Source organism: Rodentibacter myodis (genome assembly GCF_001999305.1).
Lineage (GTDB): Bacteria > Pseudomonadota > Gammaproteobacteria > Enterobacterales > Pasteurellaceae > Rodentibacter > Rodentibacter myodis.
Window position 1 is genome coordinate 13065 of record NZ_MLHQ01000023.1, and the last position, 25749, is coordinate 38813.

At 41.1% G+C, this 25749-nt stretch carries 33 protein-coding genes; 10 read left to right on the top strand and 23 right to left on the bottom strand.

Annotated features, from left to right (window positions below; all coding sequences use genetic code 11):
* The first annotated feature begins 45 nt into the window (after window positions 1-45).
* The 3 genes from BKL49_RS08765 to BKL49_RS08775 all read left to right on the top strand — a co-directional run bounded on the left by BKL49_RS08765 (window position 46) and on the right by BKL49_RS08775 (window position 2956).
* On the top strand, window positions 46-1647 hold the full coding sequence (locus BKL49_RS08765; protein ID WP_143530833.1) for a DNA recombination protein RmuC: 1602 nt from the start codon (window positions 46-48) through the stop codon (window positions 1645-1647).
* Window positions 1648-1736: 89 nt separating this feature from the next.
* Window positions 1737-2288 carry a TIGR00645 family protein gene (locus BKL49_RS08770; RefSeq protein ID WP_077424594.1) on the top strand — a complete coding sequence of 184 codons (552 nt, stop codon included), beginning with the start codon at window positions 1737-1739 and terminating at the stop codon, window positions 2286-2288.
* The gene (locus BKL49_RS08775; protein WP_077424596.1) at window positions 2288-2956 is read left to right on the top strand and encodes a pseudouridine synthase; all 669 of its coding nucleotides are present in this window, start codon (window positions 2288-2290) and stop codon (window positions 2954-2956) included. Before BKL49_RS08770 ends, BKL49_RS08775 begins: the two co-directional genes overlap by 1 nt.
* Window positions 2957-2991: 35 nt before the next feature.
* Here the strand turns inward: BKL49_RS08775 and BKL49_RS08780 are convergent, their stop codons facing one another.
* Together BKL49_RS08780 and BKL49_RS08785 are read right to left on the bottom strand one after the other, a co-directional pair.
* Window positions 2992-3714 (bottom strand): hypothetical protein, encoded by a 723-nt coding sequence (locus tag BKL49_RS08780; RefSeq protein WP_077424598.1) that lies wholly within the window; start codon window positions 3712-3714, stop codon window positions 2992-2994.
* Between the two features lie 62 nt (window positions 3715-3776).
* Window positions 3777-4460, bottom strand: a complete 684-nt coding sequence (locus BKL49_RS08785) for a 2,3-diphosphoglycerate-dependent phosphoglycerate mutase (protein ID WP_077424600.1) — start codon at window positions 4458-4460, stop codon at window positions 3777-3779.
* A 203-nt stretch (window positions 4461-4663) separates the two neighbouring features.
* Here BKL49_RS08785 and envC point away from each other — a divergent pair, with 203 nt between their 5' ends.
* Window positions 4664-5896, top strand: coding sequence for a murein hydrolase activator EnvC (gene envC, locus BKL49_RS08790; RefSeq protein WP_077424602.1), 1233 nt, complete (start codon window positions 4664-4666; stop codon window positions 5894-5896).
* Window positions 5896-6738: a divergent polysaccharide deacetylase family protein gene (locus BKL49_RS08795; protein ID WP_077424604.1), complete on the top strand. Its 843-nt coding sequence runs from the start codon at window positions 5896-5898 to the stop codon at window positions 6736-6738. The genes envC and BKL49_RS08795 overlap by 1 nt, the downstream gene beginning before the upstream one ends.
* A 162-nt stretch (window positions 6739-6900) precedes the next feature.
* Here the strand turns inward: BKL49_RS08795 and BKL49_RS08800 are convergent, their stop codons facing one another.
* Together BKL49_RS08800 and BKL49_RS08805 are read right to left on the bottom strand one after the other, a co-directional pair.
* Window positions 6901-7533, bottom strand: a complete 633-nt coding sequence (locus BKL49_RS08800) for a response regulator (protein ID WP_077424606.1) — start codon at window positions 7531-7533, stop codon at window positions 6901-6903.
* Window positions 7534-7669: 136 nt separating this feature from the next.
* Entirely contained in the window at window positions 7670-10168 is a 2499-nt protein-coding gene (locus BKL49_RS08805; RefSeq protein ID WP_077424608.1) for a class I adenylate cyclase, read from the bottom strand.
* A 133-nt stretch (window positions 10169-10301) separates the two neighbouring features.
* On the opposite strand from BKL49_RS08805, the gene BKL49_RS08810 reads away from it, so the two are divergent.
* Window positions 10302-10628 (top strand): DUF5389 family protein, encoded by a 327-nt coding sequence (locus BKL49_RS08810; RefSeq protein ID WP_077424610.1) that lies wholly within the window; start codon window positions 10302-10304, stop codon window positions 10626-10628.
* A gap of 10 nt (window positions 10629-10638) precedes the next feature.
* Window positions 10639-11070, top strand: a complete 432-nt coding sequence (locus BKL49_RS08815; protein WP_077424612.1) for an aldo/keto reductase — start codon at window positions 10639-10641, stop codon at window positions 11068-11070.
* 212 nt (window positions 11071-11282) lie between these two features.
* Here the strand turns inward: BKL49_RS08815 and BKL49_RS08820 are convergent, their stop codons facing one another.
* The gene (locus tag BKL49_RS08820; RefSeq protein ID WP_077424614.1) at window positions 11283-12134 is read right to left on the bottom strand and encodes an arginase family protein; all 852 of its coding nucleotides are present in this window, start codon (window positions 12132-12134) and stop codon (window positions 11283-11285) included.
* A gap of 96 nt (window positions 12135-12230) precedes the next feature.
* Between BKL49_RS08820 and BKL49_RS08825 the strand changes: the two genes are divergently transcribed.
* Window positions 12231-12545 carry a PACE efflux transporter gene (locus BKL49_RS08825; RefSeq protein WP_279625916.1) on the top strand — a complete coding sequence of 105 codons (315 nt, stop codon included), beginning with the start codon at window positions 12231-12233 and terminating at the stop codon, window positions 12543-12545.
* A gap of 41 nt (window positions 12546-12586) precedes the next feature.
* Here BKL49_RS08825 and BKL49_RS08830 read toward each other — a convergent pair whose 3' ends face one another.
* From BKL49_RS08830 to greB, 4 genes are all read right to left on the bottom strand, one after another.
* Window positions 12587-12868, bottom strand: a complete 282-nt coding sequence (locus BKL49_RS08830; protein WP_077424618.1) for a helix-turn-helix domain-containing protein — start codon at window positions 12866-12868, stop codon at window positions 12587-12589.
* Window positions 12849-13178 carry a type II toxin-antitoxin system RelE/ParE family toxin gene (locus tag BKL49_RS08835; protein WP_077424620.1) on the bottom strand — a complete coding sequence of 110 codons (330 nt, stop codon included), beginning with the start codon at window positions 13176-13178 and terminating at the stop codon, window positions 12849-12851. The genes BKL49_RS08830 and BKL49_RS08835 overlap by 20 nt, the downstream gene beginning before the upstream one ends.
* Window positions 13179-13331: 153 nt before the next feature.
* Window positions 13332-14492, bottom strand: coding sequence for an MBL fold metallo-hydrolase (locus BKL49_RS08840; protein WP_244151980.1), 1161 nt, complete (start codon window positions 14490-14492; stop codon window positions 13332-13334).
* On the bottom strand, window positions 14479-14958 hold the full coding sequence (greB, locus tag BKL49_RS08845; RefSeq protein ID WP_077424622.1) for a transcription elongation factor GreB: 480 nt from the start codon (window positions 14956-14958) through the stop codon (window positions 14479-14481). The genes BKL49_RS08840 and greB overlap by 14 nt, the downstream gene beginning before the upstream one ends.
* 105 nt (window positions 14959-15063) lie before the next feature.
* Here greB and BKL49_RS08850 point away from each other — a divergent pair, with 105 nt between their 5' ends.
* Window positions 15064-17376: a Tex family protein gene (locus BKL49_RS08850; protein ID WP_077424624.1), complete on the top strand. Its 2313-nt coding sequence runs from the start codon at window positions 15064-15066 to the stop codon at window positions 17374-17376.
* A gap of 291 nt (window positions 17377-17667) precedes the next feature.
* Window positions 17668-19284: a phosphoenolpyruvate carboxykinase (ATP) gene (pckA, locus tag BKL49_RS08855; protein WP_077424626.1), complete on the top strand. Its 1617-nt coding sequence runs from the start codon at window positions 17668-17670 to the stop codon at window positions 19282-19284.
* A gap of 283 nt (window positions 19285-19567) precedes the next feature.
* Here pckA and BKL49_RS12345 read toward each other — a convergent pair whose 3' ends face one another.
* The 14 genes from BKL49_RS12345 to rplC all read right to left on the bottom strand — a co-directional run bounded on the left by BKL49_RS12345 (window position 19568) and on the right by rplC (window position 25733).
* Window positions 19568-19705 (bottom strand): hypothetical protein, encoded by a 138-nt coding sequence (locus BKL49_RS12345; RefSeq protein WP_158074791.1) that lies wholly within the window; start codon window positions 19703-19705, stop codon window positions 19568-19570.
* 5 nt (window positions 19706-19710) lie between these two features.
* Window positions 19711-20004, bottom strand: coding sequence for a hypothetical protein (locus BKL49_RS08860; protein WP_077424628.1), 294 nt, complete (start codon window positions 20002-20004; stop codon window positions 19711-19713).
* Complete coding sequence (locus tag BKL49_RS08865; protein WP_143530834.1) at window positions 19991-20206, bottom strand: hypothetical protein; 216 nt, start codon at window positions 20204-20206, stop codon at window positions 19991-19993. Before BKL49_RS08865 ends, BKL49_RS08860 begins: the two co-directional genes overlap by 14 nt.
* Window positions 20207-20274: 68 nt before the next feature.
* Complete coding sequence (locus tag BKL49_RS08870; protein WP_077424632.1) at window positions 20275-20901, bottom strand: hypothetical protein; 627 nt, start codon at window positions 20899-20901, stop codon at window positions 20275-20277.
* 210 nt (window positions 20902-21111) lie between these two features.
* Window positions 21112-21369 (bottom strand): 30S ribosomal protein S17, encoded by a 258-nt coding sequence (gene rpsQ / locus BKL49_RS08875; RefSeq protein ID WP_005625886.1) that lies wholly within the window; start codon window positions 21367-21369, stop codon window positions 21112-21114.
* Window positions 21369-21560 carry a 50S ribosomal protein L29 gene (rpmC, locus tag BKL49_RS08880; protein WP_077424634.1) on the bottom strand — a complete coding sequence of 64 codons (192 nt, stop codon included), beginning with the start codon at window positions 21558-21560 and terminating at the stop codon, window positions 21369-21371. Before rpmC ends, rpsQ begins: the two co-directional genes overlap by 1 nt.
* Window positions 21560-21970 carry a 50S ribosomal protein L16 gene (rplP, locus tag BKL49_RS08885; protein ID WP_077424637.1) on the bottom strand — a complete coding sequence of 137 codons (411 nt, stop codon included), beginning with the start codon at window positions 21968-21970 and terminating at the stop codon, window positions 21560-21562. Before rplP ends, rpmC begins: the two co-directional genes overlap by 1 nt.
* Before the next feature lie 13 nt (window positions 21971-21983).
* On the bottom strand, window positions 21984-22691 hold the full coding sequence (rpsC, locus tag BKL49_RS08890; protein ID WP_005625894.1) for a 30S ribosomal protein S3: 708 nt from the start codon (window positions 22689-22691) through the stop codon (window positions 21984-21986).
* A gap of 17 nt (window positions 22692-22708) precedes the next feature.
* On the bottom strand, window positions 22709-23041 hold the full coding sequence (gene rplV, locus BKL49_RS08895) for a 50S ribosomal protein L22 (RefSeq protein WP_077424639.1): 333 nt from the start codon (window positions 23039-23041) through the stop codon (window positions 22709-22711).
* Between the two features lie 11 nt (window positions 23042-23052).
* A complete protein-coding gene (gene rpsS / locus BKL49_RS08900; protein WP_005539416.1) occupies window positions 23053-23328 on the bottom strand; it encodes a 30S ribosomal protein S19 in 276 nt (91 codons plus the stop codon).
* Between the two features lie 25 nt (window positions 23329-23353).
* Window positions 23354-24175, bottom strand: a complete 822-nt coding sequence (gene rplB, locus BKL49_RS08905) for a 50S ribosomal protein L2 (protein ID WP_077421875.1) — start codon at window positions 24173-24175, stop codon at window positions 23354-23356.
* A gap of 17 nt (window positions 24176-24192) precedes the next feature.
* Window positions 24193-24492 carry a 50S ribosomal protein L23 gene (rplW, locus tag BKL49_RS08910; RefSeq protein ID WP_077424641.1) on the bottom strand — a complete coding sequence of 100 codons (300 nt, stop codon included), beginning with the start codon at window positions 24490-24492 and terminating at the stop codon, window positions 24193-24195.
* Entirely contained in the window at window positions 24489-25091 is a 603-nt protein-coding gene (gene rplD / locus BKL49_RS08915; RefSeq protein ID WP_077424643.1) for a 50S ribosomal protein L4, read from the bottom strand. The genes rplW and rplD overlap by 4 nt, the downstream gene beginning before the upstream one ends.
* Window positions 25092-25106: 15 nt before the next feature.
* A complete protein-coding gene (gene rplC, locus BKL49_RS08920) occupies window positions 25107-25733 on the bottom strand; it encodes a 50S ribosomal protein L3 (RefSeq protein ID WP_005632753.1) in 627 nt (208 codons plus the stop codon).
* Between the last annotated feature and the right edge of the window lie 16 nt (window positions 25734-25749).

Here is a 25749-nt window from a genome sequence, read left to right on the forward strand (position 1 = left end):
TAAAATGCATTTATGCTAAAATCCATTAAAAATTTGAGGTTTATTATGACAGATTGGAACATACCTTTTCTTACACTCCTTGCCGTATCCTTTTTTATTTTAATCATTCTCGGTTTTCTACTGGCACGCCGTATCCGTGATGTGCAGGAATTACAACAAGACTTAAATAAAACCAACCACGATTTTAATCAACTTGCCGCCCGTTTTGATGTGTTGGCTCAACAAAAAAATCGCTTAGAACAACAAACCGTCAAGGCACAAACAGAAAGTGAAGGCTTGCAAATTCGTCTAGGTGAGCGTGATGAAAAAATCGCCTATCTCATCAAAGAATTAGATGAAGAACAGCTTCGCAACGATCAAATCGGCGCACAAATCACTGCCTTAAAAGAACGCTTTGGCATTGCTTCGGCACAGGCGGAAAGCCTACAAACCCAGTTGCAACAAAATCAAACCCATTTACTCCGCAAAGAACAAGAAGTGCAAAATTTAACGGAAAAATTGACCGCACTTTCGCAAGAACTCACGGAATTAAAAACCACGTTGGCGGAAAAAGAAAAGCATTTTGCCGAACAACAACAAAATATCGAACAATCAAAACAACAACTTGGTATTGAATTTCAAAATCTTGCCAATCGCATTTTAGAAGAAAAAAGCCGTTCCTTTAATCAAACCAATCAAACGGCATTAGAAACCTTGCTAAAACCTTTCCGTGAGCAAATTGAAGGCTTCCAAAAACGGGTGAATGAAATTCACTCGGAATCCCTAAAAGGCAATGCGGGCTTAGAAGCCGAAATTAAAAAAGTGTTGGAAATCGGGCTAAATATGTCGCAAGAAGCCAACAATCTCACTTCCGCACTCAAGGGAGAAAAGAAAACCCTAGGAAATTGGGGCGAAGTGCAACTGGAACGCGCTCTTCAACTCGCAGGCTTAATTGAAAACGTCCATTACAGCGCACAAGCACACTTCAAAGATGAGCTGGGCGGGCGAAATTATCCCGATTTTGTATTGAATTTACCTGACAACAAAAACATTATTATCGACAGCAAAATGTCCTTGGTGGATTATGAAAGTGCGGTCAATGCTGAGGAAGATTTTGAACAGGAACGCCTAATGAAAGCGCATATTAAAGCACTTAAAAATCATATTGATGATCTTCACAAAAAAGATTACAGCAACCTCATCGGTATGTGTAGCCCCAATTTTGTCTTGATGTTTATTGCCGTTGAACCGGCATATATTGAAGCACTGAAATTAGATCCAACCTTGTTCAATTACGGTTATGAGAAAAATGTGATTATGGTATCTCACACCACCCTAATGCCGATTTTACGAACCGTTGCCAACCTATGGCGTATAGAACGGGGTAATGCAGAAGCCAAAGAAATCGCCGAAAAAGCCGGAGAAATTTATAATCAAATTTGCTTGGTTGCCGAACGCTTGAATAAACTGGGAAATACCCTTTCTACCGTCAGCAATCAATATAACAGCACAGTAACCGCATTGGTGGGGCAGCAAGGCTTAGTGGGTAAAGTGGAGCGATTCAAAGATTTATCCGCCAAAGCCAATAAAATTATGCCGAATGTGGAATTATTACATAATGACGTAGATTTAAGCCGCCTATCCCTCATTACGCAAGAACAAAAATAATCCCACAATTCAGCCTTGCTATTTTCAAAAAAACTGCTATTTTTTGGCGGTTTTTTATTTCTGAACATAGCAAAACTTAGGAAAAATAAATGGAACAACAAAAATCACAAGATCCCTACGCAAAATATAATCGACAATCAAACGCCATTAGCAAAATTGTTTTTGCCAGCCGCTGGCTGCAATTACCGATTTACCTTGGGCTTGTTGTCGTACAAGGTATTTACGCCTATAAATTTATGAAATCCCTTTGGCATCTAATTACCAACATTAACGAAATGGATTCCAACACCATTATGCTCGCCGTGTTAAATCTTATTGATGTGGTAATGATTGCCAACTTACTTGTAATGGTAACCATTGGCGGCTATGAGATTTTCGTCTCCAAACTAAAAACACGCAATCACCCTGATCAACCGGAATGGATGAGCCACGTAAACGCAACCGTATTGAAAGTAAAGCTCTCAATGTCGATCATCACCATTTCATCTATCCATATGCTACAAACCTTTGTCAATGTTAGTAATTTGCCGGAAAAAACAATGATGTGGCAGCTTTTCTTACACCTTGGCTTCTTAGTCTCGGCGATTGCCTTGGCTTATACAGACAAAATTCTTTATAGCACCAGCCACAAAACGCACTAATGAAAAAATTTCCCTCACGCAACAACGCCAACAAAAGCCCTGTTGGCGTTTCTTTCAAAACCCGTAAACCCAAAATAAAAACGCCCGTAAAAACAAGGGTTATTCTTTTTAATAAACCTTTCGATGTCCTCACCCAATTCACCGATGAAAATGGGCGAACCACGCTGAAAGATTTCATTCCAATCCCCAATGTCTATGCGGCAGGACGATTGGATCGCGACAGCGAAGGCTTACTCATTCTCACCAATAACGGCGTATTACAGCAACGACTTGCCGATCCAAAATTCAAAACGGAAAAAACCTATTGGGTGCAGGTGGAAGGCGAACCAAAGGAACAGGATTTAACACGGCTACGCCAAGGAATAGAACTAAAAGACGGAATGACAAAACCGGCAAAAGTGCGGTTAATTTCAGCACCGAATTTATGGCAACGCCTCCCACCAATCCGCGAGCGAAAATCCATCCCCACATCTTGGTTAGAAATAAAAATCACCGAAGGCCGCAACCGCCAAGTCCGCCGAATGACGGCACATATCGGCTTCCCCACCTTACGTTTAGTGCGTTATCAAATGGGAATATTATCTATTGAAGGATTACCTAATGGCGAATATCGGGAGCTGTCAGAAAAAGAAATTGAATTGTTATTCCTTTCGTTAAAACAAAAATAAGGTGTAAACTGCACCTTATTCATTTCCACACGATATTAAAATATCGCTTGTGCATTTTCCACCTGAACAAAAAAGCCATTTCCATTCAAAATCACGCTGTAATCCGTTTGGTATTTTTTACCGCTTGTTTCCACTAAAGCGTGGCAACTACGAATTCCCTGCTGCGGATAATGTTGTGTTTCGCGGGTTTGGCTGAGTTGTTTTACTGTCATTGGTACACCGGTTGCCTTACCTTGTTGTTTGAAAGCATCGGATAATACTTTAACCACGTTATCGTCTTGGCATTTCGGCACGACTACCATTTTTTTCGCTTGGCTCAGTGGTAACGCTTTAGCCGCATTGTTTTCTGTTTTTTCGCCCTTTTTATCCATATTTTTTGCTTTTGCCAATGTGGTTTTTGGGGCGTTATTGAGCTCCTTTCGGGAAGCGGATTTCGTTGCTAACTTAGTTGATTTTTTATCCGTAGAACGTTGTTTTTTCAGCATTTTTTGATCGGCTTTTGCCACCGATTTTTTCTGCACCGTCTTTTTATTTTCTACACTTTTTTTCGTCTTTTTTGCCTTAACCGACTTTTTATCTACCACTTTTTTTGTGGATGTAGTTTTCACCACAAGTTTTTTCTCAGCCTGTTTTTTTACCGATGTGTTTTTCGTCTGTTTGACACTTTGTTTGATGGGGCTTTTTTGTGCCGGGGCAGCCATTGCCGAGACGGCAAGAAAAGGTAACAACGCCAATAACACCTTGACTAATTTTTTCATTTTCATCTCCTTAAACAAAAAGTGCGGTTAAAACTAACCGCACTTTAATACTCAAATTAACATTACAGATAATAATGTTCTACGTAGTTTAATTTATCATCCAGTTTTAATACTAACGGCTGACCGGTTGGGATTTCAAAATCCATAATTTCTGCGTCAGAAATGCCGATAATATGTTTTGCTAAGGCACGAAGTGAGTTACCGTGTGCTACCACTAAAACACGTTTGCCGGAAAGCATTGCCGGAGCGATTTGGTCTTCCCAGAACGGAAGCGCACGCTCTAAAGTGAGTTTTAAATTTTCTGCATTTGGCACCACATCAGCCGGAATGTTGGCATAACGGCGGTCATTGTGTGCGGAATTTGGATCTTGCGGATCTAAATCCGGTGGAGAAATATCGTAAGAACGGCGCCAAATGTGAACTTGTTCGTCACCATATTGCTCTGCCGTTGCTTTTTTGTCTAATCCTTGTAATGCCCCATAGTGACGTTCGTTTAAACGCCAGTTTTTGACTTGAGGAATCCATAATTGGTGCGATTCTTCCAATACGATGTTACAAGTTTTGATTGCACGGGTTAAAACAGAAGTGAACGCAATATCAAATTCGTAACCTGCATCCAATAATTTTTTACCTGCGGCTTTGGCTTCTTCCACACCACGTTCGGTGAGGTTGACATCACGCCAACCGGTGAATAAGTTTTTTGCATTCCATTCACTGAAACCGTGACGGATAAAGACTAATTCCATAAGGATCTCCTAAGGGTATGTTGTTAAAAATAAACCGGCACTTTATAGCAAAAAATCATTGGCTTTAAAAGCGAAAAGGCGTGTTTTCCTGATCTTTCGCAAAAAATCGGGTGTTGGCGTTTTAGCCCTCTTAAAATAATGCTACTATTCACAATCTGCGAATTTTCTTTACGCACCTTATTTTTATCTCTAGAGTTTGACCTATGCAATATTGGAAAGCGAGTATAAAAACATTTTCAAAAATGACCGCACTTTTTGCCTGTGGGATAATGGGGTTTTCACCATTCGGCTACGGCAACAACCTGAATCAAATTCAACAACAGATCAAACAACAAGAATCAAAACTTGCCGAACAAAAACGTCAACAGGCGAAACTTCAATCCACCTTAAAAAATCAAGAAAGTAAAATTAATTCCGTTGCAGGCGAATTGCGGGAAACAGAACTCAGCTTGAAAGAAATTCGCAAGCAAATCACCGAGGCAGATAAACAAATCAAGCAATTAGAAAAAAAAGAGCGTGAGCAAAAAGCCAAACTGGCAAAACAAATGGATGTGATTTATCGTTCGGGCCTAAATCCTTCCGTATTGGAAAGAATGTTCTCTGAAGATGCGAAAAAAGCGGCGCGGATGAAGGTGTATTACGAACATTTAAACCAAGCCCGCATTGAGATGATCCATAATCTGCAAGCCACGCAAGCCCAAATTGTGAAACAAAAAGAAGCAATTTTAGGGCAACAGCAAAACCATCGGGATCAGCTTTCTACACAAAAAAAACAACAACAGGAATTAGAAAAAATCCAGCGTGAACGTCAATCCACGCTTAATGAAATCAACAAAAGTATTCATCAAGATCAAAATAAATTAGAACGCTTGCGGGCAAACGAAACCGCTTTACGCCAAGAAATTCAACGGGCAGAACAAACCGCCCGTCAGCAAGAACAACGGGAACGTGAAGCCTTGGCACAGCGTAAACAGGCGGAAGAAAAACGCACCGCCAAACCTTATAAACCTACCGCTCAAGAGCGACAGTTGATTAACAGCACCAACGGCTTGGGGGCGGCAAAACGCCAATATAATAAACCGGTGAACGGTTCAACCTTATATGCCTTTGGTTCGGCACAAGCCGGTGAAGCCCGTTGGAAAGGAATGGTGATTGCCGCCCCAAACGGTACGGCAGTACGAGCGATTGCCGGCGGTCGTGTGATTCTTGCCGGTCCGCTTAATGGTTATGGCTATATGGTGATTATCAAACACGGAGAAAGCGATTTGAGTTTATATGGCTTTAACCAAGCGGTGTTTGTGAAACCGAATCAACTGGTGTCTGCCGGTCAAACCATTGCGCAGGTAGGCAATACCGGCGAACTTTCCCGTCCGGCGTTGTACTTTGGCATTAGCCGTAAAGGCGTACCGGTCAATCCGGCAGGATGGATAAAATAATGAATAACACATTAAAAAGTGCGGTTAAAAATTTACTGTTTTTTTCAACCGCACTTTTCTCAAGCCTTAGCCTCGCACAAAGTAAACTCGCTATTGTGATTGATGATGTAGGCTATCACCCAAAAGAAGATGCGGCAATTTTCGCGATGCCGCGTGAAATTTCCGTGGCGATTATTCCTGTCGCCCCCTATGCCCGCCAACGAAATCTGGAAGCCAAAAATCAAGGGCGTGATATTCTTATTCATCTACCAATGCAACCTGTCAGCCAAGTAAAAATTGAAGAAGGCGGTCTGCATTTAGGGATGTCGGCAGAACAGGTTAGCCATCGTGTTCAAACGGCAAAAAATATCGTAAGTTATGCCATTGGTATGAATAATCATATGGGCAGTGCCGCAACGGCAGATACAACCTTAATGACCCATTTAATGCGTGCATTAAACGCACAGCATTTGTTCTTTTTAGACAGTCGAACCATTGGCAAATCCGTTGCAGGGAAAATCGCCAAAGAACAAGGCGTGCGGGCGTTGGATCGCCATATTTTTCTTGATGACAGTAATGAATTTGCCGATGTCCAACGCCAATTCCAAGCGGCAATCCAATACGCCCGAAAACACGGTACGGCGATCGCGATCGGACACCCACGTAAAAATACCGTTGCCGTATTACAACAAGGGCTGAAAAATTTACCGGCGGATATTCAACTGGTGGGAATGGGCAGTTTATGGCGTAACGAACGTATTGTACCGCCGAAACCATTTATTCTGCTCTTTAATGATACGCCAGCCCCCACTTCGCAAGCCCCCTATGAGCCAATTCCTTTGCTACGGGGCGTGCCAAAATAAAAACGGCGGAATAAATTTCCGACGATATGTATTTAAAAGAAATTGGGAATACCACAATTGGCATTTGCATTGAAAACTAAAAAAATTTTAATGGATTAATATGCTATTCAAATGACTTCCACCTTGCGCGTTGGTTTCCATCATACTGCCATTTTCAATGTATCAATGCCGATTCTTATATTCAAAATACAGCACGGTGGCGGCAACGCGTGAATGGACGTTTAGTTTACGTAACAAATTGCGGATATGTACTTTCACGGTTTCTTCCGAAATAAATAATTTGCCTGCAATCTGTTTGTTGGATAGTCCGGTGGCGATTAAATTTAATACATCCATTTCCCGTTCGGTTAAGGAATCCATTGGATCTTGGCGATGTTTACGTTCGAGGAGTAAATTTTTAATTGAATCACTTAAAATCACTTCGCCTTGTGCAATGCTTTTTAATTGTTCAAGTAAGGTGTCCGGCTCGGAATCTTTTAATAAATAGCCGTCTGCCCCGGCATCAATTAATGCGAAAATATCGTTTTTAGCATCGGAGACGGTTAAAATCACAATGCGTGCATCCACGCCTTCTGCCCGCAATCCTTTGAGGGTATCCAAGCCTGAAAGCCCTTTCATATTGAGATCCAAAATGATCAAATCCGGTGAGATTTGTAATGCGATGGAAATCCCTTCCACTCCGCTACCGACATCGGCAATCACTTCAAAATTATCATCTAATTCAACAAGTTGCTTAATGCCACGGCGCATTAGTGGGTGGTCATCGATGAGTAACACTTTTAATTTTTCTTGCATATTTCCCCCTTGGCAACAATTGACGGAAATCCCGTCACAAAAAACGCCCCATTCTAGCGATATTTAAAATACCTTCCAACGCAAAAAATGGGGGAAGTTGATCTATCTCATTCATAATCCCTCTTTTGAGGTAGGATTAAGGCGGGGTTGGTTGAAATTTAAAAGGTAAAATTTGCACCTGTCCCTGCGGGCAATGTTGTAATTGGTAAAATTGTGGATAGTTAAAATTACGTGATTCAATATGATAAGGATTATCACAGCCCCGCTCTGAGGCTTGGTAAAGTCGGTTAATTTCACGCACTTTATCATCTTTTGAGCCATCACAATGGCGGTAAATTTCCAGATGATTTAATTCGTCCAACAGATAGACATTGAACGTGCCGTCCTTATTATCTTCAAAGAAAAATTGTAAGAATCCTTCTCGGGCAAACAAGTCAATCCCTGCCGGATATTGGCGATCGCCATTTGTAATGGTTGCCTTTTCATCAACGGTTGTTTTTAAAATATCGTCAAAATCAACCGCACTTTGTTCATCATTTTCGATTTCTTTTAAGCTAATCCCGCGATCTTCAAAAAAGAATTGCCAGTTTTTTCCTGCAACACGTAATCTTGATGTGTGCGGTGGGGTTGTGTCGCCAAGTTGAATACGAATACAACGATTTACCAACGCATTTACCAAATTGCGTAAGGTGCGGCGATAATGCTTGCTATAACAACAGACTTGTACGGAGCGTGGACTATTCACGCCACGATAAATTTTGTTAGAAAGCACTTTTAGTGCCAGCAAAATGGCATTAGGCCCTTCAAAATGAAAGGTGCGAATTTCATTCCAAATATTGCGGTAGGTAAAATCAATGCTCCCCACAAAATTTTGTTCAAAAGGCCCAAAACTGAACAGATCACTTGCCGAAAGGTTGTCTCTAAATTCGGTTAAAGGGGCAGAAGGATCAACGGTTAAATTTACGGCAATTAAAATTTGACTAATTTCACAGGAATTTGCCAAGGCATCCGTACCAACATTGGTGAGGGTTCGGGAAAAAGAAAGGCGTAAATCCGACACAAAACTGCGTAGGGTTTCAATGCTAACGGTTTTACTGAAAAGATAAAGCTCCGTCTCGGCGGTTAATAAATGATTAAAATATGCCCATGCCACCAACTTATTCAGATTTTCATTATATTCAACAACCCGATCTTTTGAGGAGAACATTGTATTCGGCGAGCAATTAATAAGATACCAACCGTCCTTAAAATGTTTGTTACCCCGCACTTCTAAAAAGGAAAGGTGCGGTTCGGATAAATCACAGAAATTCTGCGTGTTTAATAAATTTACTTTACCCGGTAATTCTTCAAACGCGGTGTAAAGTTTACGGGTGAGAATATTTATATCCTGCGGAATCACGCTGGAATGGATTTTATGTTTGCGGGCAAACGTAATTAAATTGCGATAACTCAGCATTAAAAATTTCACCAAACTTCCGTGACTTTCTTTCATCCGCTTAATTTTCCAAAACGGACGATGATTTAAATCCCGAATCGTCTCGGCACTCCAGCCCCACTCTTGAGCGAGTATTCGCATATAGTTTGTACGCCAGTTATCAATTTGGTAGCGTGATAAATCTTCCATCACTTTTACATAAAAACAGCGGCGAACAAAATCAAGCCGTTTAAACTCGGAAAGTGCGGTCAAATATTGGGTAACTTTTGCCAGAATCGCAATATAAGGGTCAAAATGATGCTCCGGCGTGGTATTGCCGGCGAAGAGATCTTCTTTAAATTGTCGGGCGATCAGTTGGGCGTTGGGATATTCTTTGGAATACGCCTCTAAAAGTAAAATCTTTAAGACGGATTTATAGGGCGAATCGACCCCTTTATAAAGTTGCCACAAACTCGCACCAAAATACTCCTTGGCAGAAAACCGACCTAACCCACCAAAATCAACCCAATCTTGCGGATTAAGTGATCCGTTTTCAATGCGTTTTTGCACTTCTTTTTCGTAATCGGCCTCATTTTCTACCCACAAATGCAGCCATAAAAGCGGTTTTCCGGCAAGACGAACGGCAGAACGATAAAATTCTTCCAGCAAGAGCATATATTGTGCCGAGCCACTGTTTTCGTTGGTCACGGTCTCGGCATAGCGATCGTTGCGAAAACGTTGTTGATCCATCAAATAAAAATGAATTTCAACTTTAAATTGCAACGCCCATTCTTCAATTTTGCGTGCTTTTTGCGCAAGTAAATCCCGTTCTTCTTCAGTTAAGTCTTCACTATGGCAAATCCAAGTATCAATATCGGAAGTGGACGTTTGGCTAATCGAACCAAAACTCCCCATCACATAAACCCCTAAAATAGGTGGATTTTTGACATAAATATGTGATTTTAACGCATCGCATTGGCTTGGATATTCATTGGAAAGAAAACGCTGTTGATATGCGGACAAGGAAAAATCGGCAATACCAAAAAACGTATGCGATGAAGAAACATAACCGGGTAAACTCGGATGATTGAAATGAAGAAGAAGCGGAATGAGGGATAAAACCTGTTGGAATCCGTCATTCAAACCCAATAATGCGCGTTCCATACGGCGTTGGTCTAGGATTTCAACATATTTTTTCGCCTGATTAAGATCGTGTTTCACGCAGTATCCTACCAGCTGAAAATAGACGTTGCATACTCTACCATTTCAAGCGGGTGAAAGCAAAGAATTGCTACCCAAGCCGAACGGCATTTGCTATATTTCGTCCCCTATGATTCAGTCGTCAATTTTTATTATGTCCCGTCCATCAATTCGCAGTTCAATGCCAACAAAATTTAGCAAATTCACTTGGGGGCTTGCCGCTTTTTGCGTGCCGGTTTTACTTTGGCCTATGGCATTATTGATCTCAACCAATTTTGCCAAAAACACCGCATTAAGTGAAGCGCAGATCAATCTCTTTTCTACCTTATTTTGGATCTATCCTTTTATTCTCGCCCTTATCGCCCGATTACTTTATAAATTACACCAACGCAATTACGCCCTTGCCACAAGATTACTTGGCATAAGTGCTGTCATTTTTTACGGCGTTTTGATTTATATTTGCGTGGCAAGTTCCGGTTAATTTTATCGCTATGCAAGTCAAAGAACGTATTTTTCATACCGTATTATTTGAATTGGGGGCAATGATTGTCGGTTCACTCGCCTCCATCGTGCTTTTCGGTAGCAATCGCTTAGAAGCAGACCAAGTGGCAAAATTCAAATATGACAAAACCGCCGAACAAGACGGCAAAATCATTGAACGTGTGGTGAAGTTAGCGGAAAAATACAGCGTTTCAATGACCGAAATCTCCCTAGCGTGGCTTTTAACCAAAGTCGCTTCACCTATTGCAGGTGCCACTAAGTTCAATCATATTGATGGCGCGGTCAATGCCTTGAATGTCATGCTTTCTGATGATGATATTCGGTATCTGGAAGAATGCTACCTTCCCCACGAATTATCGGGTGTAATGGCACTGAATAAACTAACGGCAAACGTGCGTTTTGATAGACCATTGGGGAAATAAAGCAATGTATTCACATTGAAATTATGGGACGATGTCCCACAAATTAACCGGGCGGATTTAGCTCTTAACTATGGCGCAAGCCTATGATTGTGCCTTTTTCTCTTTGATTTATAAACAAAATTTACAATTATTTTTTGGGGCACAAATTTCAAACTTGCGCCATCTTAGAGACTCAAAAATCAGAGCGATTTTTCCATTCAACCCCTTCCTTGCTATTCATTAAATAAGCGAATAGATTTAAACATTTTATACAATTTATGTTCATCAAATGGCAGATATTCAGCAATAGTAAAGCCAACTACATCCGCATTACGGCTAATCAGCTGCAAAATTTCTGTAAGTCGTTCCATTGTCATTTTTCCGCCACCGCTACCATCACCTTTTAATTCGGGGTTTGCAAAATAGGTAGAGTGGAAGAAATGTTCGTCCAGCACATCAATATCCAAATGCACTAAAATATGCTCAAACTTATCAGTAAAGGCTTTGATTTCGCCATCGGATAAAAATGTCTTATCTTGAATTTTATACTGCACACCCTGCTGATCTAAAAATTGCTGTTGGTAAGCGTGAATTGGTTGTAAACCGACATATAAAATCTGCCCGGCAGTGAATTTTTTATTTTTCATCAATGAGGTTAACGAATTATCACCTTTGCCCATCAACGATGCCAGCACCATTGCGTGTGCATTCGGGTTGCCGTCTTTCGGAGACGACACGTCCGGATGGGTATCGATCCAAATCACGCCAACATTTTCATAGCGCCCGTGTAAATAATCAAAGGAGGCTTGGGAGACAATGCAGTTTCCGCCAATCGTGATGATTTTATCGGGCTGTTCCATTTCAATCGCCTCCATTGCATTTTTAATCCCACTGATGACCTGTTCTTTGGCATAAATTCCGTCTGTTATTGGATATTGCTCCCCACTCGGCTCGGCAATATTTACCCGAATAAGCGGTTGATTTGGGTTAAGCGGCAAAATATGAGCCAGTAAATTGGCACCAAAATGATAGGTTTCTAATCCTCCGCTGACAAAATCAGGATAGAGTAATCTAATCGTTTTCATTTGTTTGTCCTTTTTTATGAGTAAATAAAGCCGGTGTATTGTGCAACCCTATTATTATATCGGGTTATCAAGAGGCGATGAAAATTTTGCTGCTGAATACATACGGCATTTGTACTTACGATTGCAATTGCCGTGGTTGCGATGCTGTGTAATTTTACCTTCAATTGGCTTTTTGACAAAATTTTTACCGGTAAACGAGAAGAACGTAGCCTATTATTTCGTCTTTTTCATACCCTTTCTTTTGAAGCAACCTTATTGATTCTCACCATTCCAATGGTTGCCTACGCTCTCGAACTCAACCTATGGCAAGCATTTTTAGCGGATATTGGTCTGACGTTCATTATTATGGTGTACACTTTTTTCTTTAATTGGATTTATGATCGCATTCGCTTACGATTTATAAAAGGCTAAATAAAAAACCGCACAAAAGTGCGGTTAAATTTAGAATTATTTTATGCCGATATTCTTAGCTCTGTTCCACAGGCTTGTGCATAACGTTGAAGTGTTAAAAATGAAGCACGACTTGCATTTTTTTCAAGTTTGCTCACAGCCGGTTGGGTTATCCCCATTCTTTCTGCCACTTGAGAGACGGTCAATCCTGCGCGGGTGCGTATTTCTCTGAGTAATAATTGCAGTTCTTCAATCCTTTTTTCCTGTAAATAAAGTTGTTTTGTTTCTTCGTCTTGAAGTAAATGTTCTTTCACTTTTTTATAACTAATTGGCTGTACTTTCATCTATCATTTCTCCCAAACGTTTTAATGCTAATACAATTTCCTGTGGCGGTGTTTTTTGCGTTTTCTTTACAAAAGTGCGCAAGATATAAATTTTTTTCCCAACAGCAAAAGCAAAAAATGTACGAGAAATATCTTTACTGCCGGCACGAAGTTCAAAAAGCCCATCTTTAACCGAGCGGGTATGTGGAAAACGAAGGTCATTCCCTAGTATTTCTAATTTATCAAGCGCATTTAATACTTTTGCTTTCATCGTTGGGGATAATGATTCTATCTCTCCAACGGCTTCTGGATGAAAAAATAACTCAAACATAGTCAATCCATAACTTAAAAGTTATGTAATTATAATATATTTAATCTATAAATTAAAAGTTATATCTATCAATAAGATATTTAGGAGATATTTAGGGCGTAACATTTCCTTTTCCTAGATGATTCGCTCCATTTGTCTGATATGTGAAACTAATTATTTCACTTCTTCCCACCACTTCTCTTTTGGTAGTTGTTCAATTTGAAAAATCTGTCCGATTTTTGGGGTGGCGATGTCAAAACCTGCCGGCTCTGCCGCGTTTAAGAAACGTTCAATCGGTTCTTTCCAATGATGGTTGGCAAGATCAAATTTTCCCCAGTGAATCGGCATTGCTTTTGTTGCATTAATTTCTCTTAATGCCTGCACGCCTTGTTCCGGCAGCTCGTGAATAAGCAACCATTTTTGATCGTAAGCTCCATTTTCAATCATCACAAAATCAAAAGGGGCGTATTTTGCAATAATTTCGGCATAATGCTTGCCATAGCCGCTATCGGCACTAAAATAAAGCGACAGATCAGGGGATTTCACAACATAACCGCCCCACAGTGTTGGGTTTTGTATGTTCAATTCCCGTCCGCTAAAATGACGGCCCGGAACGAAGGTAATGGCAATATCCCCAATATTCGTTTGTTCTTCCCAATCCAATTCCGTGATATTTTCCGCTTTCACGCCCCAGCGAACAAGATGTGCTTTCACGCCAAGCGGTGCAATAAATTGTTTCGCTTTTCCTTTTGCCACTATTTCCTTGATCGCCTGATAATCAAGGTGGTCATAATGATCGTGCGAGATCAACACCACATCAATTTGTGGCAAATCATCAATGGTTGGCGTGTTTGTCATTGCAAAAGGTTCGCCGGTAAACGGCACAGGAGAAGCCCGATAAAACACGGGATCGGTGATAAATTTTTTACCTGCGGTTTGAAATATGACGCTTGAATGCCCCAACCACGCCACACTGCCATTTTGCCATTGGTGATTATCAAGTTTAACCGTTGGCAAGGGTTCATTTGGATTTTTATTTTCTGATGTCGTTAAGTGATTGTACGCCCACTGCCAAATCGATAAGGGTTCATCGGAAGTAACCAATGCTGTCGGCTCTAAATTGTTAAATTTTTTACCGTCATAATGTTTGGAAGCCTGCATTTTAGCAAGACTTTCCGCATCGGGCTTACCGCCCCAAACGGGGTGAAAATTTAAAAATGCATAGATTGCAGCGGCAATCAATACAACCAAAATAACAAGCCATTTTAAAAATACAACGATTGAATGCATAACGTCCTCATTAATCAAAGTGCGGTTAATTTTACGCTTTTTCATACCAAATTCGATTCACATAAAGGGTAACCCGTCCTGAGGGGGTATCGACCCTCACCTCATCATCAATGCCTTTGCCAATCAAAGCACGCGCCACCGGTGAATCAATCGAAATCCAATTTTTGGCAGGATCAAACTCATCACATCCCACCAAACGATACTGTTTCACTTCGCCTTCTTCATCTTCCAATTCCACCCAAGCACCGAAAAAAACCTTCCCCTCTTGCTTTGGGCTATAATCCACAATTTGTAACACCTCTAAACGTTTACTTAGAAAACGCACACGGCGATCAATTTCACGCAGACGGCGTTTTCCATAAATATATTCCGCATTTTCACTGCGATCGCCCAATGCGGCGGCATCGGACACCGCTTGCGTAACCTTGGGTCGCTCCTCTTTCCACAAATATTTTAATTCTTGATCCAACGCATTCCAGCCTTGGCGTGTAATGTAGTTTGATTTTGCCATTTGTTGTTCCGGTTAGAAAAATTGTTGAATTATATTTGAGCCGAGGTATCAAAACCAGTATTCTATGCCGTAATTTTTATTCATTTTTAGAAGATGTACTCAAATATGTTAAATCAACAAATCAGCCAAATTATCGGCTCAGAACTCAATGTTGCTGCTCACCAAATTCTTGCCGCCATTCAACTTGTGGATGACGGAAACACCATTCCTTTTATTGCACGTTATCGTAAAGAAGTCACCGGTGGGCTGGACGATACCCAGCTTCGTCATTTTGAAACCCGTTTAGGCTATTTGCGTGAACTTGAAGATCGCCGCCAAAGCATTTTGAAATCAATTGAGGAACAGGGCAAACTCACGGACGAACTACGCACCCAAATCGCCGCCACGCAAAGCAAAACGGAATTGGAGGATTTATATTTACCCTTTAAACCAAAACGCCGCACCAAAGGGCAAATTGCTATTGAAGCAGGCTTAGCACCGCTCGCCGATCTCTTATGGAACGAACCAAAAAATGATCCGGAAACGACCGCACTTTCTTTTGTCGATGCCGAAAAAGGTGTGGCAGATACCAAAGCTGCACTGGAAGGAGCGCGTTATATTTTAATGGAACGCTTTGCCGAAGACGCCCAATTATTGGCAAAAGTGCGTCAATATTTGCAACAAAATGCACAAATTGAAGCGAAAGTCATTGAAGGGAAAGAATCGGAAGGGTCAAAATTCCAAGATTATTTTGACCACAAAGAATTGTTGAAAAATGTACCTTCACACCGTGCTTTAGCAATGTTCCGCGGACGTAACGAAGGGATTTTACAACTCACGTTAAATGCCGATCCCGATGCGGAAGAGGGCGTTCGCCAAAGCTATTGTGAAGAAATTATTCGTGATCATTTAGGTGTTCATTTTAGCGGACAAGCGGCAGATAAATGGCGTGAACAGGTTATTGCTTGGACGTGGAAAATCAAAGTCTCCCTTCACCTTGAAACCGAATTAATGGGCGCATTGCGTGAAAAAGCGGAAGAAGAAGCCATTGACGTTTTCGCCCGCAATTTGACCGCACTTTTAATGGCGGCACCGGCAGGTTCTAAAAACACCATTGGACTTGACCCGGGCTTGCGAACCGGTGTGAAAGTGGCGGTGGTGGATAACACCGGAAAACTCTTGGATACCGCTACGATTTATCCTCACACCGGGCGTGAAGCCGAAGCGCAAATGACCTTGTTTGGGTTAATTCGCAAACATAATGTGGAATTAATCGCCATTGGTAACGGCACGGCTTCTCGTGAAACCGAGCGTTTTGCCAAAGAAGTGATTAAAGAAATTAAGGAAAATAAACCACAAACCGTGGTGGTGTCTGAAGCAGGTGCATCCGTCTATTCCGCTTCCGAATTTGCCGCCAATGAATTTCCAAATTTAGATGTGTCTTTACGGGGAGCGGTGTCTATTGCCCGCCGCCTGCAAGATCCACTGGCAGAGCTGGTGAAAATCGAACCAAAAGCCATTGGTGTGGGGCAATATCAGCACGATGTGAATCAATCCCAACTGGCGCGTAAATTAGATGCGGTGGTGGAAGACTGTGTGAATGCGGTGGGGGTGGATTTAAACACCGCTTCCGTGCCGTTACTGGCTCGTGTGGCAGGGATGACAAAAACCTTGGCACAAAATATTGTGGATTACCGTGATGAAAACGGACGTTTTGACAATCGTGAACAATTGAAAAAAGTCCCTCGTTTAGGGCCAAAAGCCTTTGAGCAATGTGCCGGTTTTATGCGTATTGCCAATGGTGTGAATCCGTTGGATGCATCAGGCGTTCACCCTGAAGCCTACACGCTCGTGGAAAAAATTCTACAAGCCACCCAACAATCCATCCAAGAATTGATGGGTAGTAATGCCATTCGCCAACTGGATGCCAAACAATTTACCGATGATCGTTTCGGCTTGCCGACCGTGCAGGATATTTTCAAAGAATTGGAAAAACCGGGACGTGACCCACGTGGCGAGTTTAAAACGGCAACCTTTGCCGAGGGCGTGGAAGAAATCACTGACTTAAAAGCCGGAATGATTTTAGAAGGAACGATCACCAATGTAACCAATTTTGGGGCTTTTGTGGACATTGGCGTTCATCAAGACGGTTTAGTGCATATTTCATCGTTAAGCGATAAATTTGTGGAAGATCCGCATCAAGTGGTGAAAACCGGTGATATTGTGAAAGTGAAAGTATTGGAAGTGGATGTGCCACGGAAACGTATCGCCCTTACAATGCGGTTAGATGAAAGTGCGGTCAAAAATGACGGAAAATCCGACCGCACTTTATCCGCTAAGCCCCGTGGCAATTCGTCATCACGCCAAGATCGTGATTTCAAAGGCAACAGTGCAATGGGTAATGCCTTTGCCGATGCCTTGAAAAATTGGAAAAAATAACTTGATTAGGTAAGGACACGATATCTCGTGTCCTTAAAAAAGATACAATTTCAATGACTTAATATCACGGCGACACCTATTTTTCCCTCACCTCATTCCTTAAACAACAGCAATATCATAAAACTGTCCCAAATTTAACCGCACTTTTTATTTACTCCATAAAATTCACCTAGAAAGAGGTAGAAAATTGCATGAGTTTTCAAAAATGAGATCTAGTTAACATTTTTTTCCATTGTCTTCATTTAGAATAAATCATCATTAAATTTTAATCTTTAATATTAGAGGTGACTTATGACAGACTTAAACAAAGTAATCAAAGAACTTGAAGCCCTTGGTATTTATGACGTAAAAGAGGTTGTCTATAATCCAAGTTACGAACAATTATTTGAAGAAGAAACCAAACCGGGTTTAGAAGGTTTTGAAAAAGGTACACTGACCACAACCGGCGCAGTAGCGGTGGATACCGGTATTTTTACAGGTCGTTCTCCAAAAGACAAATATATTGTATTGGATGAACAAACCAAAGATACGGTTTGGTGGACATCCGAAGCAGCAAAGAATGACAACAAACCAATGAATCAAGCCACTTGGCAAAGTTTAAAAAATCTCGTCACCAACCAGCTTTCCCGCAAACGTTTGTTTGTAATTGATGGTTTCTGCGGAGCAAGTGAGCAAGACCGAATTGCCGTGCGTATTGTTACTGAAGTAGCGTGGCAAGCTCACTTTGTAAAAAACATGTTCATTCGCCCAACAGAAGAACAACTCAAAACTTTCAAACCTGATTTCGTGGTAATGAATGGTTCTAAAGTCACTAATCCAAATTGGAAAGAACAAGGCTTAAATTCTGAAAACTTTGTTGCATTCAATCTAACAGAACGCATTCAATTAATCGGCGGTACTTGGTACGGCGGTGAAATGAAAAAAGGTATGTTCTCAATGATGAACTACTTCCTTCCTCTTAAAGGCGTGGGCGCAATGCACTGTTCTGCCAATGTTGGTGAAAAAGGCGATGTTGCCGTGTTCTTTGGCTTATCCGGTACCGGTAAAACCACACTATCAACCGATCCAAAACGCCAACTTATTGGTGATGATGAACACGGTTGGGACGATATCGGTATCTTCAACTTTGAAGGTGGTTGCTATGCGAAAACTATTCATCTCTCTGAAGAAAATGAGCCGGATATTTATCGTGCAATTCGCCGTGATGCCTTATTAGAAAACGTCGTTGTGCGTGCGGACGGTTCAATTGATTTTGATGACGGTTCAAAAACCGAAAATACCCGCGTGTCTTATCCAATCTACCATATCGACAATATCGTCAAACCGGTATCCCGAGCAGGTCACGCGACAAAAGTCATCTTCCTCACAGCCGATGCCTTCGGCGTGTTGCCACCGGTTTCTAAATTAACACCGGAACAAACCAAATATTATTTCTTATCCGGCTTCACCGCTAAATTAGCCGGTACAGAACGTGGCATTACCGAGCCAACCCCAACTTTCTCCGCTTGTTTTGGTGCGGCATTCTTAACCCTTCACCCGACAAAATATGCGGAAGTGTTGGTAAAACGTATGCAAGCGGCAGGTGCGGAAGCCTACTTAGTCAACACCGGTTGGAATGGCACAGGTAAACGCATTTCCATCAAAGATACCCGCGGTATTATTGATGCGATTTTAGACGGTTCAATCGAAAAAGCAGAAATGAGTGAATTACCAATCTTCAATTTGGCAATTCCTAAAGCCTTACCGGGTGTGGATGCATCAATCTTAGATCCTCGTGATACTTATGCCGACAAAGCCCAATGGCAAACAAAAGCGGAAGACTTAGCCGATCGTTTCGTGAAAAATTTTGTGAAATACGCCACTAATGAGGAAGGTAAAGCCTTAATTACTGCCGGCCCCAAAGCATAATTTTAAAAACGCATAAAAAAATTGACCGCACTTTGAATGATTAAGTGCGGTTATTTTTCATCATAATTTATTAGCTATTTTCAAAATGACTTTAAACGGTCTAAATTATCCACTGCAAATAGAATTCGCCTGTTACCCTTACTGCCACAACTTGATGATAAGGATCATATTGACACGGATCTATCCTTGTAACATAGCCTGACCGAGTTAACTCAATAGCTCCTCGATTACCCTGCTTCTCCAAATAGTCAAAAACCAATTTTACTGCTTCAGTAATCCTATTTTAAATATCGATGCCAAATTTTTGGAGAACAGCCTCACTGTTCAGTGGTTCTCCTTCATAATCACCATAAGGAAGTTCAATATTTTTTAATGCTTCCAATGAAAAAATTACATCACTCTTTTTTACGAATATCTTCATTCCCACTACTTAAATAATTTAGAAGCTAAAAAACCACCGGCTAAACCTAATAGTCCAACCACAACTTTTCCTCCGGAACTAGCTTCAGAATGGTTATCTGATGATGTTTTCTTTGGAGATGCATATTTTTGTGATTGGCTAGATCTTTCACATCCCCTAACACAAGAAATAATTTTTCCCTTAGGAAAACTCTCTTTAAATTTATTTCTTGCCTCACGCTCTGTGGTCGCTACAAACACGAAAAACTGTTTTCCTCCACCTTCAAATGTTGCGGAGATTTTATACTCATACTCCTTCATTCTCTTGGTCCTCTTCCATTCCAGAACGTAAAAACGCAACAAATTGTTCTTTTGCATTCATTATTACTGTTTCAATATGTTCTTGTTTTATTAAAATTCTTGCAGGCGCAGGAAGAAAACCGTAAACAATCTCTGTGATTCTTTTAATATTTTCTTCATTTAAATATTTATCTTCCAATATAGGAAGACCACCCTCAGCCAATAATTTAATAATACGCTTCTTATATGGTTTTAATAAAGAAAGTATTCCGCTTTCAGTTTCTACCGGATCTAAGGAGCGATCAGCAACAAAATTGATAACTCAAACGCCTCCCAATCACTCTCTGTTTTAATCTCTCCGCCTTCTTTATCAAGTCTTAATAAGAAAGCATATTTCAAAATAAATTGAGTCAACGATAGGCGAAATAGATAATTTGAAGTGCCAGACCAAGATGATAATACATATTCTTTATCATTATAATCATAAAAAATAATCTTTTCCTCTTTCTCAGAAACACTTATTCTTCTAAGATCCTCATATTTAATGACAATAGGATCTTCCCAAAGATTTTTAATATAAATTTTCTCATCAGTGAAAATAGCACCCTCATCCACACTACCAAATAAAGTTGTATCAATTAAAAAGAATATTGTCTCACTTTCACTAAAACCTAAAGAATTTGCATAAGATTTCTTGGCATTTGCTAATTTTGTCTTAGGAAACGGTTTTTCAAAAGAAGCTTTTCCCATATCAATATATAATTTAGGATAGATATCCATAGCATCATTAAAAAGCTCAGCTCGAACATCCCAAGCCTCACAAACTCCTATATATCCCCATATCTCTCCTCCATCCCAAATTTTTTCAGGATATTTTTCAAATAATCGAACATTTTTAATTTCACTAAGTTCAGCCATAATAACTCCAGATAATTTTACTAACGAATAAAAATCTTTTTTAGCAGTAGTATTTCATTTGTTATGCAATAACAAATGAAAGCTCATTATAATGAGCGACTTTTTGGAAATGGGTGATAAAGTGCGGTGAAATTTAAGGAAGAATTTATTAGAAAGGGAAAAAGAAATGCCCTCATAAAGAGGGCATTAAGATTAGATTAAGATTGCTAATTAAGCGATAACCGCTTTCTCAACAACGCGAACTAACGTCCAAGATTTGGTTTTTGAGAGAGGGCGACATTCGCGAATCTCTACGGTATCACCAACTTTGGCTTCGTTGTTCTCATCGTGTACGTGTAGTTTAGTTGTACGGCGGATAAATTTACCATATAACGGGTGTTTTACCTTACGTTCAATAGCAACAACGAAAGATTTTTCCATTTTGTCGCTAACAACTTTACCTTGTACGCTACGAATTTTATCAGTCATTACTCACCCGCCTTTTCGGTTAATACAGTTTTTACACGTGCAATATCACGACGCACTTGTTTAGCCTGATGGGTTTGTTGAAGCTGACCGGTGGCTGCCTGCATACGCAACTTGAATTGTTCACCTAAAAGGTTCACTAATTCAGCATTCAGCTCTTCAACACTTTTTGTACGTAAATCTTGAGCTTTCATTACATCACCGTCTTAGTTACGAAAGTGGTCTTAACTGGCAATTTCGCCGCTGCTAATGCAAATGCGTTTCTTGCGACTTCTTCAGACACACCATCCATTTCATAAAGTACTTTACCCGGTTGGATTAAGGCTACCCAGTACTCAACGTTACCTTTACCTTTACCCATACGGACTTCTAATGGTTTTTCAGTGATTGGTTTATCCGGGAACACGCGAATCCAGATTTTACCTTGACGTTTCACTGCACGTGACATTGCACGACGTGCCGCTTCGATTTGACGAGCGGTTAAACGACAACGGCCCACTGCTTTTAAACCGAAAGTACCGAAGCTAACTTCAGTACCGCCCGCGATACCACGGTTGCGGCCTTTGTGAACTTTACGGAATTTTGTACGTTTTGGTTGCAACATTTAGCGTTTCTCCTTACTTACGACCTTTACCGCGTGGTGCCTTTTTAGGCTTATCGGCAGGTTGTTGTTCTGATTGCGCAACGGCAGCCATTCCACCAAGAATTTCACCTTTGAAGATCCACACTTTCACGCCGATTACGCCGTAAGTTGTGTGAGCTTCTGCGGTGTTATAATCGATGTCCGCACGAAGAGTATGTAGAGGCACACGACCTTCACGATACCATTCTGAACGTGCGATTTCTGCACCACCTAAACGACCGCTAACTTCAACTTTGATACCTTTGGCACCTAAACGCATTGCACTTTGTACCGCACGTTTCATTGCACGGCGGAACATTACACGGCGTTCTAATTGAGAAGCGATGCTGTCTGCAACTAATTTCGCATCTAATTCAGGTTTTTTCACTTCAGCAATGTTGATTTGAGCCGGAACGCCTGCAATTTTAGACACGGCGTTACGTAATTTTTCAACATCTTCGCCTTTTTTACCGATAACGATACCCGGACGAGCTGTGTGAATAGTTACACGGATACTTTTCGCAGGACGCTCAATAGTAATACGTGAAACTGAAGCATTTGCTAATTCTTTATTTAAGAATTTGCGTACTTTAAAATCGCCTTCAAGATTATCGGCGAAGTCTTGTGTATTCGCGAACCAAGTAGAGCTCCAAGGTTTAACAATACCTAGGCGAATACCATGTGGATGTACTTTTTGACCCATTGCTATTCCTCTACTTATTAACGATCTGACACAACCACAGTGATGTGGCTAGTACGTTTTAAAATACGATCTGCACGACCTTTAGCACGTGGCATAACACGTTTCATGCTAGGACCTTCATCTACGAAGATTTTAGCAACTTTAAGATCATCAATATCTGCACCATCATTGTGCTCTGCGTTTGCAATAGCAGACTCTAAAACTTTTTTCACTAAAGCCGCAGCTTTTTTATTTGTGTAAGTTAAGATTTCTAATGCTTGCGCAACTTTTTTACCACGAATTAAATCGGCAACTAAGCGAGCTTTTTGGGCAGAAGTGCGAGCGTAACGATGTCTTGCGATAGTTTCCATCTCTTTACCTCTTATTTCTTAGCTTTCTTATCTGCCGCGTGACCGCGGTATGTACGAGTCGGTGCAAATTCACCTAATTTATGACCGATCATTTCATCGGAAACATAAACAGGAACGTGCTGACGACCATTATGGACTGCGATGGTCAATCCGATCATTGATGGAATGATCATTGAACGACGGGACCAAGTTTTGATTGGTTTTTTATCCCCGCTTTCCACCGCCTTCTCTACCTTCTTCAACAAGTGTAGGTCAAGGAAAGGACCTTTCTTGAGAGAACGTGGCATGGCTAATCCTCTTTAATTTAATCTATTATTTGCCACGACGACGTACGATATATTTATCGGTACGTTTGTTGTGACGGGTTTTCTTACCTTTGGTTTGAACGCCCCAAGGAGTTACCGGGTGTTTACCAAAGTTACGACCTTCACCACCACCGTGTGGGTGATCTACCGGGTTCATTGCAGTACCACGAACTGTTGGACGAATACCTCTCCAACGGCTGGCACCTGCTTTACCCAATACGCGAAGCATATGTTCTGAGTTACCAACTTCACCGATTGTAGCAACACATTCCGCTAATACTTTGCGCATTTCACCTGAACGTAAACGTAATGTTACGTAGTTACCTTCACGAGCGATGATTTGTACATAAGCACCTGCAGAACGAGCGATTTGACCGCCTTTGCCCGGTTTTAACTCAACGTTATGAACGGTTGAACCTACCGGAATGTTACGCATTGGTAATGCGTTACCCACTTTAATTGGTGAGTTTACGCCGGCTTGGATTTGATCGCCTACCGACAAACCTTTAGGTGCTAAGATATAACGACGTTCACCATCTTTATAAAGCACTAAAGCGATGTTAGCAGAACGGTTTGGATCATATTCTAAACGCTCAACAACCGCCGGAATATCTAACTTGTTACGTTTGAAATCGATTAAACGGTAGTGTTGTTTATGACCGCCACCAATGTGACGAGTAGTAATACGACCATAGTTGTTACGACCACCGGTTTTAGATTTGGTATCTAGAAGTGGAGCGTAAGGTTTACCCTTGTGTAATTCAGGGTTCACGATTTTAACAACGTGACGACGACCAGCGGAGGTCGGCTTACATTTTACGATAGCCATTCTCTATTTTCCTCCGATTACTCTGCACTGTCCACGAAGTCCAAGTTTTGGCCTTCGGCTAAAGTTACATAAGCTTTTTTCCAGTCACTGCGACGACCCATTTTAGCACCGCGGCGTTTAGTTTTACCTTTAACAACCACAGTACGTACTGAATCTACTTTTACTTCAAATAATTGAGCAACAGCAGCAGCAATTTCAGCTTTGTTCGCATCTAAAGCAACTTTAAGTACAACAGTGTTAGATTTTTCAGCATTGTTAGTTGCTTTTTCAGAGATATGCGGTGCGCGAAGCACGCTCAGCAAACGTTCTTGACTCATGCTAAGATCTCCTCGATTTGTTTCACAGCATCAACGGTAACAATCACTTTATCGAAAGCAATTAAGCTTACCGGATCGATACCTTGCACATCACGTACGTCAACTTTATATAAGTTACGCGCTGCCAAGAATAGATTTTCATCTAAACTTGCTGTGATAATTAACGCATCTTCAACTGCTAAATCTTTTAATTTTTGTACTAAAACTTTAGTTTTTGGTGCATCAATTTCAAATTTCTCAACAACCATTAAACGGTCTTGACGAACTAATTCTGAAAGAATGCTTTTGATTGCACCACGGTACATTTTTTTGTTCACTTTTTGGCTGTGATCTTGTGGTTTTGCCGCGAAGGTTGTACCACCTGAACGCCAGATTGGTGATTTGATGTCACCTGCACGGGCGCGACCTGTACCTTTTTGACGCCAAGGTTTTTTACCTGAACCGGACACTTCAGCACGAGTTTTTTGCGCACGAGTACCTTGACGCGCACCTGCAGCATAAGCAACAACTACTTGGTGGATCAACGCTTCGTTAAACTCACGTCCGAAGGTAGTTTCAGAAACAGTGAGTGCATTTGCACCTACAACTTGTAATTCCATCTCTATCTCCTAGACTTATGCTTTAACTGCCGGCTTAACGATAACATCGCCATTAATTGCACCAGGTACAGAACCTTTTACTAATAGCAATTTACGCTCAGCATCTACACGAACAACTTCAAGTGATTGAACGGTAACGCGTTCAGCACCTAAATGTCCTGCCATTTTTTTACCTTTAAACACACGACCCGGAGTTTGGTTTTGACCAATAGAACCAAGTACACGATGTGATAAAGAGTTACCGTGGGTAGCATCTTGGGTACGGAAGTTCCAACGTTTCACACCACCTTGGAAACCTTTACCTTTAGAAGTACCGGTAACATCTACTTTTTTAACATCCGCGAAGATGTCAACATTGATTTCTTGACCTAAAGTGAATTCTTCACCTTCAGTACGAAATTCCCATAAACCGCGACCAGCTTCAACACCTGCTTTCACGAAATGACCTGCTTCCGGTTTAGTTACACGATTCGCTTTTTTAGAACCTGTGGTAACTTGAACTGCAGTATAGCCATCGTTTTCAAGAGTTTTCACTTGAGTTACGCGGTTGGCTTCAATTTCGATAACGGTAACCGGTACTGACACGCCGTCTTCATTGAAGATACGGGTCATACCGACTTTACGACCGACTAAACCAATCATTGTAATAACCTCTTAA